General features: G+C 33.5%; 9 protein-coding genes. 4 read left to right on the top strand and 5 right to left on the bottom strand.

Annotated elements, in window-relative coordinates; translation table 11 throughout:
• Nucleotides 1-138 precede the first annotated feature (138 nt).
• The 3 genes from SAGCYANO_RS18880 to SAGCYANO_RS18870 all read left to right on the top strand — a co-directional run bounded on the left by SAGCYANO_RS18880 (nt 139) and on the right by SAGCYANO_RS18870 (nt 3,373).
• Complete coding sequence (locus tag SAGCYANO_RS18880; protein ID WP_202221474.1) at nt 139-1,452, top strand: AAA-like domain-containing protein; 1,314 nt, start codon at nt 139-141, stop codon at nt 1,450-1,452.
• Entirely contained in the window at nt 1,419-1,778 is a 360-nt protein-coding gene (locus SAGCYANO_RS18875) for a diguanylate cyclase domain-containing protein (RefSeq protein ID WP_202221473.1), read from the top strand. Before SAGCYANO_RS18880 ends, SAGCYANO_RS18875 begins: the two co-directional genes overlap by 34 nt.
• Nucleotides 1,779-2,584: 806 nt before the next feature.
• On the top strand, nt 2,585-3,373 hold the full coding sequence (locus SAGCYANO_RS18870; RefSeq protein ID WP_202221472.1) for a DUF6816 family protein: 789 nt from the start codon (nt 2,585-2,587) through the stop codon (nt 3,371-3,373).
• Between the two features lie 1,001 nt (nt 3,374-4,374).
• Here SAGCYANO_RS18870 and SAGCYANO_RS18865 read toward each other — a convergent pair.
• The gene (locus SAGCYANO_RS18865) at nt 4,375-4,602 is read right to left on the bottom strand and encodes a hypothetical protein (protein WP_202221471.1); all 228 of its coding nucleotides are present in this window, start codon (nt 4,600-4,602) and stop codon (nt 4,375-4,377) included.
• Between the two features lie 101 nt (nt 4,603-4,703).
• Here SAGCYANO_RS18865 and SAGCYANO_RS18860 point away from each other — a divergent pair, with 101 nt between their 5' ends.
• A complete protein-coding gene (locus SAGCYANO_RS18860; protein WP_202221470.1) occupies nt 4,704-4,955 on the top strand; it encodes a hypothetical protein in 252 nt (83 codons plus the stop codon).
• A gap of 272 nt (nt 4,956-5,227) precedes the next feature.
• Here the strand turns inward: SAGCYANO_RS18860 and SAGCYANO_RS18855 are convergent, their stop codons facing one another.
• From SAGCYANO_RS18855 to SAGCYANO_RS18835, 4 genes are all read right to left on the bottom strand, one after another.
• Nucleotides 5,228-8,482: a pentapeptide repeat-containing protein gene (locus SAGCYANO_RS18855; RefSeq protein WP_202221469.1), complete on the bottom strand. Its 3,255-nt coding sequence runs from the start codon at nt 8,480-8,482 to the stop codon at nt 5,228-5,230.
• 203 nt (nt 8,483-8,685) lie between these two features.
• Nucleotides 8,686-9,777: a hypothetical protein gene (locus tag SAGCYANO_RS18850; protein WP_202221468.1), complete on the bottom strand. Its 1,092-nt coding sequence runs from the start codon at nt 9,775-9,777 to the stop codon at nt 8,686-8,688.
• Between the two features lie 275 nt (nt 9,778-10,052).
• The gene (locus tag SAGCYANO_RS18845; protein ID WP_237396339.1) at nt 10,053-13,094 is read right to left on the bottom strand and encodes a pentapeptide repeat-containing protein; all 3,042 of its coding nucleotides are present in this window, start codon (nt 13,092-13,094) and stop codon (nt 10,053-10,055) included.
• A 459-nt stretch (nt 13,095-13,553) separates the two neighbouring features.
• Nucleotides 13,554-14,696 carry an RNA-guided endonuclease TnpB family protein gene (locus SAGCYANO_RS18835; protein ID WP_202221465.1) on the bottom strand — a complete coding sequence of 381 codons (1,143 nt, stop codon included), beginning with the start codon at nt 14,694-14,696 and terminating at the stop codon, nt 13,554-13,556.
• Between the last annotated feature and the right edge of the window lie 18 nt (nt 14,697-14,714).

Raw genomic sequence — 14,714 nt, 5'->3', positions numbered from 1 at the left:
ATCTGAATATAAATTAGAGCAGTTTTCAGGAAGATAGAATACTCAGTAAAAACTATAATCCTTGTAGAGAGCTGATATAGAACTGTAGTCTAATAAAGCTAAAATTGCTATAAATGTATACAAAATCTTTTAAATCTGATGACATATATTCCTCACTCAGAAAGTATAGCTCCTAGGCCAGATCGTCCCGGAGCACCTATAGCACTTAACTCCAGATTTTATATTGAGCGATCGCCTTGCGAAGAACATGCATATCAAGAAATTGCTACTCCAGGTAGTTTGATTAGGATTAGAGGGCCGAGGCAAGTAGGAAAAACTTCTTTCCTACTACGATTGATTAACTATACTAAAACTTTAGATTACCGAATCATCACTATAGATTTTTTAGAGACTGATACAGCAGTTTTTGAGAGTACAGAAAAATTTTTACGTTGGTTTTGTATTAATCTTACTAGACAGATAAAATCTACTTATAATATAGATGATTATTGGGACGAAGATATAGGATATAAAGTATGTTGTACGATTTTTGTTGAAGAATTATTACATGAAATTGATACTCCTGTAGTGTTGATTTTTAAAGAAGTTAATTGCGTCTTTAAATATACTAAAATTACTCAGGATTTTTTACCATTATTACGATTTTGGCATGAACAAGCTCGGATAGTAGAAATTTGGAAAAAACTACGATTAGTGTTAGTTCATACTACTGAAATATATGTTTCATTAAGTGTGAATCAATCGCCATTTAATCTTGGTTTAGCCATTAAATTATCTGAATTTACACAAGAACAAGTTAAAGATTTTGCTCAACGTTATGGACTGAAGTTGCAGGAAGAACAAATACAAGAACTGATGAATTTAGTAGGCGGACATCCCTATTTAGTACATCTAGCTTTAGATAATTTATATCATCACAATTTAACTTTTGAAGAATTATTAAGAGATGCTCCTACTCAAAGAGGAATTTATAGTGATTATTTACGCAGTTTATGGATGGTATTGCAAAAACAATCAGCACTGGCAGCTACATTTACACAGCTAATTACAGAACCAACAAATATTCAATTGGAACCGATTATTACTTATCAACTAGAAAATTTAGGATTAGTCAAAATAGATGGAAATATTTGTGTTCCTTGCTGTAAGTTATATTCTCTCTATTTTCAAGGGCAAAAATTAGGGGTTACAAGCGGTAGAACTGTGACAGAAAAAAACAAAAATCAAGACGATCTACATCCACAAGTTTTTACAAATATTAATTCTGTAAAAATGAGTAATCATGATTTTTTTAACTTCTACACTAAGATAGAATGGGATAATATAGTCGCTGAAAATTATCCTATTGCTTTGATTTTAGGTGAAATAGATAATTATACAGTTTATCAAAATCAATATGGAACTAAATTTAGTCAGAATTGTTTACAAATTATATCAAAAAAATTTCTCTAATTTTACAGGATATTAAAAATATACATTTCAACAAAGAAAACGAACAGTTTATAATAATTTTGCCGAAAATAGATGGCGTAAAAGCAATTTCTATTGCTGAAATAATTATTCGGGAAATCAAAGAACTAACTTTATCTCCTGATAGAGATATATTGACTAATTTACCTAATTCTATAGTAACTATGAGTATGGGAATTGCTTGTACAATTCCTAGCGAAAATGAACCTAGTAGTCTGTTTTTAGCAGCAGAAGAAGCCTTATTTGAATCTCAAGAACAAGGAGATTGTGTTACTTTAAGTTCATTTTTAAATTATCAAGATACTTGAATATAATTAGGTGGTAGGTGGTAGGTATTGAGTGGTAGGTATTGAGTGGTAGGTTTAGGTATTATATCAATTTAATAAATAACTGTTTTGAGTCCTCAGGAGTCAGGAGGAATGAGTCATTTCAGTTATCAGTTATCAGTTATCAGTTAGCCTCTTCCGGAGGAGCTACGCTGTTCAGTCGCGGAGCGTTAACGGAGTTGTGCAGTAGCAAAACAGTACCTCTGTAATAAGGAGCTTGACATAAGGAATAGTCTCTTTTCTCTTGGTCCATGGTCGGCCAGTGAGGAGACCTCGCCATATCCAATCGACCAAGAGATAAAAAATTTTCATCTCTTTGTCAATCCTCTTGTTTTCAAGGAGAGGTAATTATTAATTAGGGCTTGCTGATTAAATCTAAAAGCATTTACAGATAAAGCTTTTAGCCTTTTTGGGTCTATAAATTGTGCGCCTGTTTTAGCTCTTCATGCTGAAAAAGTGAGGATTTTGGGGTGAGGGGGGCAGAAAAATCACTCTTGCTATCATTAACGATCACCTTCTCTATAACTCCCCGTTCCTCCTGACTCTTAACTATTCCCTATTCCCTATTCCCTATTCCCTGCCTCAGCAAAAAGACTTTTGAGCGCAAACCCTAATTATTAATTATTAATTATTAATTGTTGAACCCTACTCCCTCTTTTCCGGAGATGTCTAATAAAAATGGTACACTAGGAAATTATTCAAAAAATAATCTCGACTATAATAATGCAAAAATCTAGAAAAATCATCAAAAATTATGGCAAGTAATTTGGAGTTTATGTTTAACTACAATGATTTTGCTGAGGGCTAATAATGCAATAGCAGAAACGCTTACTTCCAGAATTAATGATTTTCCTCACTGGGAAAATAAACCATCAATTAGCATTGCTAAAGAAGACTTAATTTATCCAGACTGGATGGCAGGAAATTGGAATGTTAAAAGTACTTTAATAGATATGGTTGCACCGTTAGCCCCAGAAATTGTTACGCCAGGCTTTGAAAATAATCGTAAATATTTGCATAAATCAGTAAATTTTCAAGTTCGATTTCTTAAGTTCGAGCCAAACTTGAATATCGAAGAAATATCCCCAAAAAAATTAATTAATTTGCCCATATATTGGTCTACTGAAAAATCAGACTTACCCCCAGAAGCAGTTATTGCAGATCGAGAATTTAACGGATTAAATATTGGCAAAGCACTTTTGGGCGACGATGCAATTTTATCTGTAAAAATTGACCAAAATAATCCTAATCGTCAGACAACTATTTTGCGAGATAATCTAGAGTTAGTTTCAGTTATTACCAATAGGGCAAGGGAACAATTAAACCTAGATAATTTTATTACCTGCGAAATAACTCAGCAACTATTTCAGGGTGAGACTATGATTTACTTAAATGAGGTAGAAACAACTACAGATTATCATCACATTCTCGATGAAAATCAAGGAGAAATAATTGAGGCAAATCAGATAACTGCTATTTATTTATCACCTCAAGACCCTGATTATTTTGTAGCAGGTAATCATCCCGTAGCCTTGTATCGTTATCAGTTAGAATTATTCCCTTTGGTAGAAGAATAATATCATGTCTGCTTGAATACTTATAAATAATGGAGTAGGGAGTAGGGAATAAGGAGCGAGAATAGGGATTTGCAACTTAATAAAGTACCGATTATTAGTGTATAAAAAGTTCCGTGGCTGTCCGAATCGAGGCGGTAACATGAGACTCAATCTCAATCGGAAATAGTCAAGCCAGCCGAAGCAATCTCTACTCTATCAATTAGCTGGTAGTCTATTTTTTTGCTAGTCCCATAATAGGGATATTTGCCCTGTATAATGAAGTATAGGTTTTTTCATCACTAAGATATAATTCAGAATTTAGGAATCAAAAGATTTGAAAGAATTTTTTTACTGCTTTTTATAGAATTGATGTCTCTAGGGGTTAAAACACCCTAGATTCTAAGTTGATTCCACCCAAAAACTACTGTACCCATTTGATGCTAAATGAAGCAGTTGATAACAAATCTGGCTGCTTTGTTCACATTATCCCGCATAGGTTTGAGTTTTGTTAGACCATAGTAGAGACTTTCCATAGAGGGTCTCTACAAAAATTGCAGTTCTTAGTCTGTGTTTCATTGTTATGAAAACCACTATAATTTTGCGCGATCGCCTCTTGAAGTTGAGATTAAAAATTTTGATTGGCGATCGCTCTAAGAACAAAATTATAGATCGAGCATTATCTGGACATTTCTGACATATTTTATCTTGAAGTAAAATTTTTTTTTACCCTATAAAAAGAAATCTGTCAATGGCTATAATTGCTTAAGCACTAATACCTATTCAAAATTTGTTTTTTTGAGATTTATTCAACCGTGGAGAAAGTATAAATTTTTGCACTCTATATTTACGAAAAATAGAAGGTTGTAGCTTTTTTTAGACAAAATTTCTTATTTTTAAATACAACATTGGCACAATAAGCTATGTATCAGTATGATACCAAATTGCTGAAATAACGCAAGTTCGTGAAATATTTTGTAATGATTTGGGAAAAATCAGGACTTGTTTAATAAGAATAAACAATTTTAATAGCTTACTTGATAAGTTAAACCTATACTTTTCTTCTTGTCTAATTTTTGCTTTAAAGCTACTTTTTGATAATTAGCGATCGCTTTCCTGAGAAGAAAGTGAAAATTTTGGTAGCAGTTGTGAAAGGTTAGAGATTTTGGTTGGCGATCGCTAAATTTAGTAGGCATTGCATAAATGCGGGATGATTTTAGTAGTTTTGTGGAAACAGTGTCACGACACCTCATTGAAAAGCCACATAAATATATAGAGGGATTAAAAGTAAGTCTGAAGTTAGTAGGAACTCTCTCTAAAAAATACATTTATTTAACCACGAGGTAAGTATTTTATGAAGCAAAAGTTTCCGGTCTGGCAACTGACCTTACCACTTTGCGGAGTTCTCATTTTTTCTATTGGAGCTTTAACCACAATTCACATGATTAACGGTCGATATCTTTTTCATCTTGAAGTAACTCCTAAAGGATTGAAAATTACGACCGATGTAGATAAAAGAAATAGTGATAGTGATTCTGTTAAGGAAATTAAGGTTGATATTCAGGAAGAAGTTAAGGAGGAGGGTAAAGCCACAGTTCTTGAGTAATTAAATGAGTTTTGTTTATTGGTTAGCTCTCTCAAGATTCTGGGAGAGTATTTTATCCAGAAGTTCGGTAATTTTGGAATTGATTTAGAAATTACTTTCTTTTGCTTCTGATTATCAAGTCTGCTAGATATCTAATCAGAAAAATAGTTTCTTGTATATTTAGTTGAAAAACTTAGATTGCTTCCCAAAGATTAACTCAACAAATATATTTTTTGTTGAGCTAAACCTAATTTGTCTAGCTACAACATCATTCCGCAGGAAATGCTTACATCTTAATCAACAAAAAATTCTTTACCCCTTGTTTTTTGCTTCTCATAATAGTCAAGCTTTTCTTCAGTAAATAAACCTAAATCCTCATAAACTAAGCGATCTATTTTTTCAATCCAATAATTTAGTAAATCGTCTGATTCTGCTCTTTCAAGTATTTTTTCCATTTGTTCGGCTTCATGTTTAGATAACTCTGAGAGATTTGTCAATTCATAATAATGTTGAAGTAGACTTTTTTGCTTTGAAGCGAGGCGTTTAAACTTTTCAGTTTCAATAGACGATAATAATTTGGTCAAACCACCCTCAAAATTGGCATGAGAAATTTGTAAACTTTGCCAACTAGGAGGTATTTCTGCGGAATTTTGACAAATAACTGGCAACCAACTCGCACCAGGAAATTTATCTTCTATTACTTGTAATTTTTCCCTCGCTTGTCGCACAGAAATATATAGAGATTTTCCACTAGCAAATAACTCTAGAAAATCCTGTAAAAATTTATGGGTAACTATATCTGGCCCTTTCTCTCTCATAACAATAATTGCCGGAATATGTAACCTAGCAAGTTGTCGAGCTAAACCTAATCCATCGCAAGAATTAAAAATCGCTAATTGTAAACCTTTACTAATAGCTGTTGCCAGGGATTGTTCTAATTCTTCAATTGTCATTTTTGTTTCATTTCCTAAATAAAAACATCCGGTACTGCCATCAGCTTTACTTTCACTATGACCAGAAAAACAAATAATATCCCAACCTTTTTCATCCCATAATTTTTGGTCTAGTTCTTGGCGACTTGGTTTAACTAGAGAAACAATTTCTGCTTCTCTGGATAAACTAGATAAATATTGTTTATCTGCTTCAATATTTATCCCTTTGTCATCTCCAAAAATTGCTAAGATGCGGATTATTCCCCTAGCAACATTAAACTTTTCGACTCGGTTAGCTTCTGGCAAACCTATAGCAGTTTCAGCAAATAGATAATCTGAGAAAAAGTTCCATAAGTGCCAGGGAAGACGCTGAATTAAAATATCTTCAGATTGGATAATTAACCTTACTTTGTCTGAGGGATTAAATTTAGTTCGTAGCTCCTTTTCTATGCGGTTAAAATTTGGATCGTTCAACCAGTTATTAAGGAGCGATCGCCACTCTTTCTCTAATTCCCGAATCTGACTAATTATTTTCTGAGCTTTCTTCTCTATATCTTTTTTGGAAAAATTTGTTGTCTGTTCCTTCTTCATTTTAATTCTAGGAAGCAAGCCTAAATGACTATGTAATTCTGTTAATTGTTCATATTTTTCTCTCCAGTCTTGATATAGCTGAGGAATTTCTAATTTGGGGGTTAGGTTACCCCTAAAAGAAATTGGTAAAGGATGAGAGTCTGACCAAATATTTGCTCTAATAACTGGAAAACCTGTTTCAAAATTTCCCGCTTCAAAATTGAGAGTCACCAAATAATTAGAAGATGTTGATTTTTGAAATATCTGGTCAACCAAAGACATCATGTAATTCTTTTGCTCTTCTGAACGAACATTTTGTTTCTTTATTTCTGCCAACTCTATCTGATATTTTCTCTCTATTTCTGCCAACTCTATCTGATATTTTCTCTCACCTTCCTGAATATTTTGATTTATCTGTCGTTTGATTTCTTGCAATTCTTTCTGATATTTTTCCTCTAGCACTCTCAAATTTTCATCATATAATTGCAGAAACTCCCGATGTATTTTTTCTTTCTCCGTTTCTGGGGGGACATCAATTCTAATTACCACTACTCCATCACCTTTATTTTCCATACTTTGAATTCTCATCGGTATGCCCTCTTTTTCCACTTGTATCTGTTGGAAAGATGACACAAAAGCTTTAGCATCCACCCCATTTCGGAAAATTAAATCCACAGTATTCAAGACTTCTGTGAATAATTTTGTAAAGTCTCCCGGTTGAAAATATCCACTACTAGGGCGACGCTCTCTATCGCAAGTTTCTGGTAATGGTTCCTCTAATAAATAGATATATTTTGATTCAATATAATCGAGGATAGTAGTGTAGTCAATATTCCAAGCTTCTAAGCAAGTTCCTGACATTTGAGCGTTGGTAAAATTAGTGCCTATTGCTGATACTTCTGTTAAATTTGCATTGTTTAAACAAGCAGCTTTTAGGGAAGCTTCCCCTAAGTTTGCTAGTTTTAAATTGGCGTTACTCAGATCGGCACACATGAGGTTTGCCCCTCTTAAGTTTGCTCCTATATATTGTTGGCCTCTTCCATATCCAGTTATTAATAATTCTCTGACTTTTATATCTACTAATATAGTTGCTTCGACTCTGGCAAATTTTAAATATTTGGTTTCTCGCCAGAATGTTCTAGTAGTATTAGCAAATCGAAAATTTGTGCTTTTGAGAATGGCATGACTAAAGTCGGCATCGGTTAAATTAGCATTTTCAAAATTGGTGCTTCCTATAGTTCCAATGGCAACAGCTAATTGTCGGATAAAAATATTTTTTTCGTCTTCGGCTAATATCTTTTTTGCCAGATATTGAGCTATTAATATAAAAGTTAAGGAGATACCTACAGATAGGATAATAGCTACCCACCAAAGAGTCATATTATCTCGGTCATAGTCGTGCAAAATTTTAGTAATAATTCCTCCAATAGACAGAGTAACTGTTCCAATAAACACTATATTTGCCAACCACTTACCAGAAATAATTTCAGCTAAAGCTACTGCTAAACTAAGACTAAAAATTAATACAAAAATTCCTAAAAAGCTTAAACATCCTCCAAAAAAAATCAACCATTCCATAACTTGATATTCAGGCACGCCAAATACTGCCAATATTGGAATTGTTATTATCATTAGAGAAATTACAGGAAATAAATATCCTATAGCTCTTTGAACTCCTTGACGAATTGCGACTACTAATAAGCCAATACTTCCAAGTTCTTGCAGAATTAAAAGAACTAAACTGATATAAATAGGAATTGATTGGTTTATTTGATTAAGAATAAATTTGATCGGAATATAACCAGCAACATATACAGCCATAGCTGCAACTATAGATAGGATAACTACCAAAATAAAAATAAGTCTAGTCTGAGGTTTTGTTAATCCTGCTAAAGCATAGTTGAACTTAGCATCCCTAAGATTTGCCCCAGTAAAATCTGCTCCTCTAATATCTGCATAAGAGAAATCTGCACCTCTCAAATCTTGATTTTTAAACGAACGACTAGAAAGATTTCTGCGTGGTTGTTGAAATGAATGATTTAGCATTGGATTAACTCCTATTTCTTTCGTCTCAATAATTTCTCTATCCCCCCCAATATTTTTTCAGACTAACTAAACCTTAGCTTTTCTCAATCACCACCACCAAATTCTTTAGAGATAGAAGAATATCTTAACTGTATACAATATTTATTTTAACTAATCCCCTTTAACCTTCCGTATAATTAATTGAGTTGTACTAATAATTTTCTCTAAAACGAATCTCGTAATTTTTGTAAAGCTCTTCTTCCTTTTTGTCGAACCCTATCGACCAACTTTTTCTCATCATCTAAATCCTTAATAATTAATTCCTCAAAATCAGCAATGCTTTTTGCCACTTCTTTCCATGAATATTCTTCAACCTCTCTCAACCACAAAATAACTTTTTCTACTTCACTTAACTTTTCCCAACCCTTACCTAATAATTTCAGGTTAGGCTCTGTTGCATATATTAAATCTTCTTTTGGGTTAGTTAGACTGCTTTTGTTTTTTAGTTTAGATTCAGCGAATTTTCCAGATTTTGTCTTTTTGGCAAAATTTCTAATGACGTTAAAACAGATTTTTCTGAACCAAGCATCAAAATTTTCAACAACTATTTTCCCAGGTATAATTTTTCCTAAAGCAATTTCACGAGCTTTTAAAACTACGTCCATCAAGTCATAATAAAAATCTAGCCTATATTGCTTGAGCTTGTGGTCAATAAATGCCAGAAAATATTCAGACTTTAGCATCCTGTATATCTCGCGGTTGACTTCTTTAGTTTTATTTTCTACGAACTTTTGAGACTTTGTTTTTTTGGCAAGATTTCTAATAACGTTAAAACAGATTCTCCTGAACCAAGCATCAAAATTTTCAACTATTTCTCCAGATATAATTTTTTCTAAAGCAATTTCACGAGCTTCGACAACTATATCCATCAAGTCATAATAAAAATCTAGCCTATGTTGCTTGAGCTTGTGGTCAATAAATGCCAGAAAATATTCAGACTCTAGCATCCCGTATATCTTACTGTTTACTTCTTGATTGAAGTCATTAGTTTTATTTTCTACTAATTTTTCAGACTCTGTTTTTTCCTCAAGATTTTTAATAACACTCAAACAAATTCTCTTTAAGCAAGCATCAAGCATTTCTCCAGATACAATTTTTTCTAAAGCAATTTCACGGGTTTTGACAACTATATAAATTGCATCATAATAAGAATGTAATCTAAATTGCTTAAGCTTTTTATCAATAAATGCCAGAAAATATTTAGAATCTAGCATCCTGCCTATCTTACTGTTTAGTTCGTGATTTAAGTCATCCATTTCTAATGCTTTTTTGGTAAAGGTCTGGGTTTTGTAGATTATTTTACTGTAAGCACCTTTTTGAAATTTGGTGTTGCAGTACTATACTTTCTAGTCTGACTAAATTTTCATAATAGAAATGACTTAGCGCTCCACAGTACCTCTACCTATATTTGTGTCTAACAATAGTAAAAGTGTGACAATATTATTGACTCTTTATAGTCCTATCAAATTTGGGCAATTAGTTATTATCTGATTTAATTGATAAGCACCTACTGATAATTAATAAAGGTACATTACTGGCGGGCAAGATGCCCGCACTGGAATGACGGAGATATTTCTGCAGAATTTTGACAAATGACTGGCAACCAACTCGCACCAGGAAATTTATCTTCCATTACTTGTAATTTTTCCCTCGCTTCTCGCACAGAAATATATAGAGATTTACCACTAGCAAATAACTCCAGAAAATCCTGTAAAAATTTCTGGGCAACTACATCTGCTACTTCTTCTCGCATCACAATAATTGCTGGAATATGTAACTTAGCAAGTTGTCTGGCTAAACCTAATCCATCGCAAGAATTGAAAATTGCTAACTGTAGACCTTTCCTAATAGTTTTTGCCAGAGAATTTTCTAATTCCTCTATTGTTATTTTTGTTTGATTTCCTAAATAGAAGTATCCGGTACTCCCATCAGGCTTACTTTCACTATGACCAGAAAAACAAATAATATCCCAACCTTTTTCATCCCATAATTTTTGGTCTAGTTCTTGGCGACTTGGTTTAACTAAAGGGAGAATTTCTGCTTCTGTGGAGAAACTAGACAAATATTCTTTATCTGCTTCAACATTTATTCCTTTGTCGTCTCCAAAAATTGCTAAGATGCGGATTTTTTCCCTGGCAGTATTTAACTTTTCTACTCGGTTAGCTTCTGGCAGACCTATGGCAGTTTCAGCAGATTTATAATCTGAGAAAAAATTCCATAAATGCCAGGGAATGTGCTGGATTAAATTATCTTCAGATTGGATAATTAGTCGGACTTTATCTGAGGGGTTAAATTTAGTCCGTAGTTCCTTTTCTATGTGATTAAAATCTGAATTGTTTAACCAGTTGTTGAGGAGAAGCTGCCATTCTTTCTCTAATTCCCGAATCTGAATAATTATTTTCTGAGCTTTCTTCTCTATATCTTTTTTGGAAAAATTTTTTGTCTGCTCTTCCTTCATTTTGATTCTAGGAAGGAAGCCTAAAATTCGATAGTATTCTCTTAATTGTTCATATTTTTGGCCCCAGTATTGATAGAGTTGAGGAATTTTTAAGTTTGGGGGTAAGTTACTGGCAAAAGAAGTTGGTAAAGGATGACCGTCTGACCAAATATTTGCTCTAATTACTGGAAAACCTGTTTGAAAATTTCCTCCTTCAAAATTGAGGGTAACTAAATAATTGGCAGAGGTTGATTTTTGAAATATCTGATTAACTAAAGACATCATGTATTTATTTTGTTCTTCTGAGCGAGCATTTTGTTTTTTGATTTCTGCCCACTCTATCTGATGTTTTATTTCACTGTCCTGAAGATTTTGATTTATCTGTCGTTTGGTTTCTTGTAATTCTTTTTGATATTTTTCATCTAGTACTCTGAGATTTTCATCATAGAATTGGAAAAACTGCTGATGGATTTTTTCTTTATCTGTTTCTGGGGGTACATCAATGGTAATTACTACTACTCCATCCCCTTTATTTTCCATACCTCTAATTTTCATGGGGATGTCTTGGTTTTCCCCTTGTACTTCTTGGAAAGATGACATAAATGCTTTGGCATCTACTCCATTTCGGAATATTAAATCTACAGTATTTAAGACTTCTGTGAATAATTTTGTAAAGTCTCCTTTTTGGAAATATCCACTACTGGGACGACGTTCTCTATCGTCTGTTTCTGGTTTTGGTTCTTCTAATAAATAGATGTATTTTGATTCAATATGATCGAGGATAGTAGTGTGGTCAATATTCCAACCTTCTAAACAAGTTCCTGACATTTGAGCGGTGGTAAAGTTAGTGCCTATTGCTAATGTTTCGGTTAAATTTGCGTTGTTTAAGTTGGCAGTTTTGAGGGAAGCTTCTCCTAAGTCTGCTAGTTTGAAATTGGCGTTACCCAAGTCGGCACTCATGAGGTTTGCTCCTCTTAAGTTGGCACTTATATATTGTTGGTCTTTTCCATATCCGGTTATTAATAATTCTCTGACTTTTATATCTTCTAATATAGTTGCTTCGACTCTGGCAAATTTTAAATATTTGGTTTGTCGCCAGAATGTTCTAGTAGTATTAGCAAATCGAAAATTTGTGCTTTTAAGGATGGCATGACTAAAGTCGGCATCGGTTAAATTTGCATTTTTAAAACAAGTGCCTCCTAGAGTTCCAATGGCAACAGCTAATCGTCGGAGAAAAATATTATTTTGGTCTTCAGCTAATATCTTTTTTGCCAGATGTTTAGCTATTAATATTAGAGCTGAAGAAAAAGCTATATATACGATAATAATAATCCATGAACGAGGACGACTTCTAAAATAATTTGAAACAGTAGATACTCCAGAAATTACTGCTAATATTCCTACTACTGCTGTATTTTTCAACCATTTTTCAGCAATAATTTCAGCTAAAACCACTGCTAAACTGAAGGTGAAAATCAATACAAATATGGCCGCTATAGAGATAATCATAGTGACAATTGTATCCACAACCGGACTTACATCTCTATTACTATTTAACAGATCATTTGCACTTCTGATAATACTGCTGCTACTTCTGAACACTGTTAATTTTCCTGTTAATGAAACAACCCAATCTGGTGCTTCTGAAATTCCGAAAAAACGGAAAACTCTATCAACTTTTTCCTCCTTCATCCCCAACTGTGTAAGTATTGGAATTGTTAGTATAATTAGAGAAATCAGGTAAAAGAAATATTTTATTGTTTCTGAAATTCCTTTGCGAATAGTAATTACTAATAAACTAATATTGACAAATACTCGAAGTGTTAAAATGACTGCAACAATAGAATTTATTTCATCTGATTTATCAGGGAAAAAATGTGAGGAAACATAGACGGCAATAAATGCTGCAATACCCGCAGTTAGAAATAGGATAGCTGTAATAATAAATAGTCTAATAACCTGAGATTTTGTTAATCCTGCTAAAGCATAATTGAACTTAGCATTCGTGAGATTTGCTCCAGTAAAATCTGCTCCTCTTATATCTGCATAAGAGAAATCTACACCTCTCAAATCTTGATTTTTAAAAGAACGGCCTTGATAATTTTTGCGTTGTTGTTTAGATGAATGAATTAGCATTGGATTTGCTCCCTGAAAGTTTAAATGATTCTTTTTCATCCGCCAAGAAATTCATTTATTAGCCCACAGCAGAGGTCATCTAAAGATGGCTAATAACTATTAACTGATAACTGATAACTGTTAACTGTTATTAAACCATGCTGATAATTTAATTTTGTCGATTTTCGACAAGGTGTAAAAATTTTGTTGTCGATATTACCTAAATTAATGCTGAATATATTGCTGTACAATGATTTTGGAATTTGTCAAAAAATGTCGATCTTTATTGTCGATCATCGACAAGATGTACAAATGAGGAAAGCGTTTGAGTATCAGAAAGCATATTTTTGTAATAGAAAAGTTTCGCAAGACAAACCTTTGAATGTCTGACTCAATTTTCTCAAAAGAGTTACTTAGCACTTGAGAGTACCTGCTTCATAAAACCGATATAAAACGTCATAATTAGTGACATTTTAATGTTTACTTCCTGCTTCCACCGGAACTGTCGGCAGCACTCCGTCCACAGGCATTCACGGTCAAGCCGACCGCATTTCTTAAATTAATTGAGGCGTTCAAGTCTCGGTCAATTGATAGGCCACATTCTGGGCAGTCATAAGTTCTGATATTCAAAGGCATATCCTGTACATGACCACAACTAGAGCAAGTCTTAGAAGATGGAAAAAATCTGTCTACTACTACTAATTCACCGCCATAACATTGACACTTGTATTCTAGCTGTCTTCTAAACTCGTAAAATCCTTGGTCGGCTATAGACTTAGCTAGCTTATGGTTAGCTAACATTCCAGATACATTCAAATCCTCAATCACAACAATGCCGTGGTTTTTGGCTAAATATGTTGTCAATTTATTAAGTGCATCTCTACGGATATTAGCTACTCGTCTATGTTGTTTGGCTAGCTTGACTACTGCTTTGTACCAATTGCTTGAATGCTTAACTTTCCTACTTAGTTGTCGTTGTAATTTAGCTAATCTGTTTTGCGCTTTTTTGTAAGGCTTAACACTCTCGAAGACTTCACCTGTACTTAGTGTTGCTAGTGTCTTAATTCCTAAATCTACACCTACAACTTCTGTAGTTTTTGGTGTTGAAGTCGGAGTAAATTCATTCGTAGGGGCGAACGGCCGTTCGCCCCTACAACTTAAATACCAATCACCAGCTTGTCTGCTGATAGTTATTTTTTGAGTTGTTGCTTCAATGGGTTCATAAGTTTTCACAATACCAATAAAAGGTAATTTGTGACTCCATCCGTTTAATTCTATTGGTTTTCCACAATTATCAATTGTGAATGAATCAGACTTACCTTTCTTCTTAAACCGTGGGCGTTTACCTAGACCTTGAAAAAACCTTTTAAATGCTTCACCCAAGTTAATAAAAGCATATTGATAAACTTTAGACGATAAGTTTTTCATCCAGGGGTAGAGGGGTTTTGTGTGATTGGTAAAAACCTTTCTGAGCTTACGGGCGTTTGGCTTATAACCATCTTTGTAAGCAGCATTCCACAAACTTAAACCCCAGTTATAACACCAGCGTGAATAGCCAGCGTGTTGAGCCATCAGAGTTTTCTGTTTATTATTAAGTTTCAGCTTTGTTCTAATGGATTTCATTCCTGAGTGAGTGCAGCC

The organism is Okeania sp. KiyG1, assembly GCF_014132355.1.
Classification (GTDB): domain Bacteria; phylum Cyanobacteriota; class Cyanobacteriia; order Cyanobacteriales; family Microcoleaceae; genus Okeania.
The sequence above is the reverse complement of the archived record's forward strand: the minus strand, read 5'-3'. Positions and strand labels throughout refer to the sequence as shown.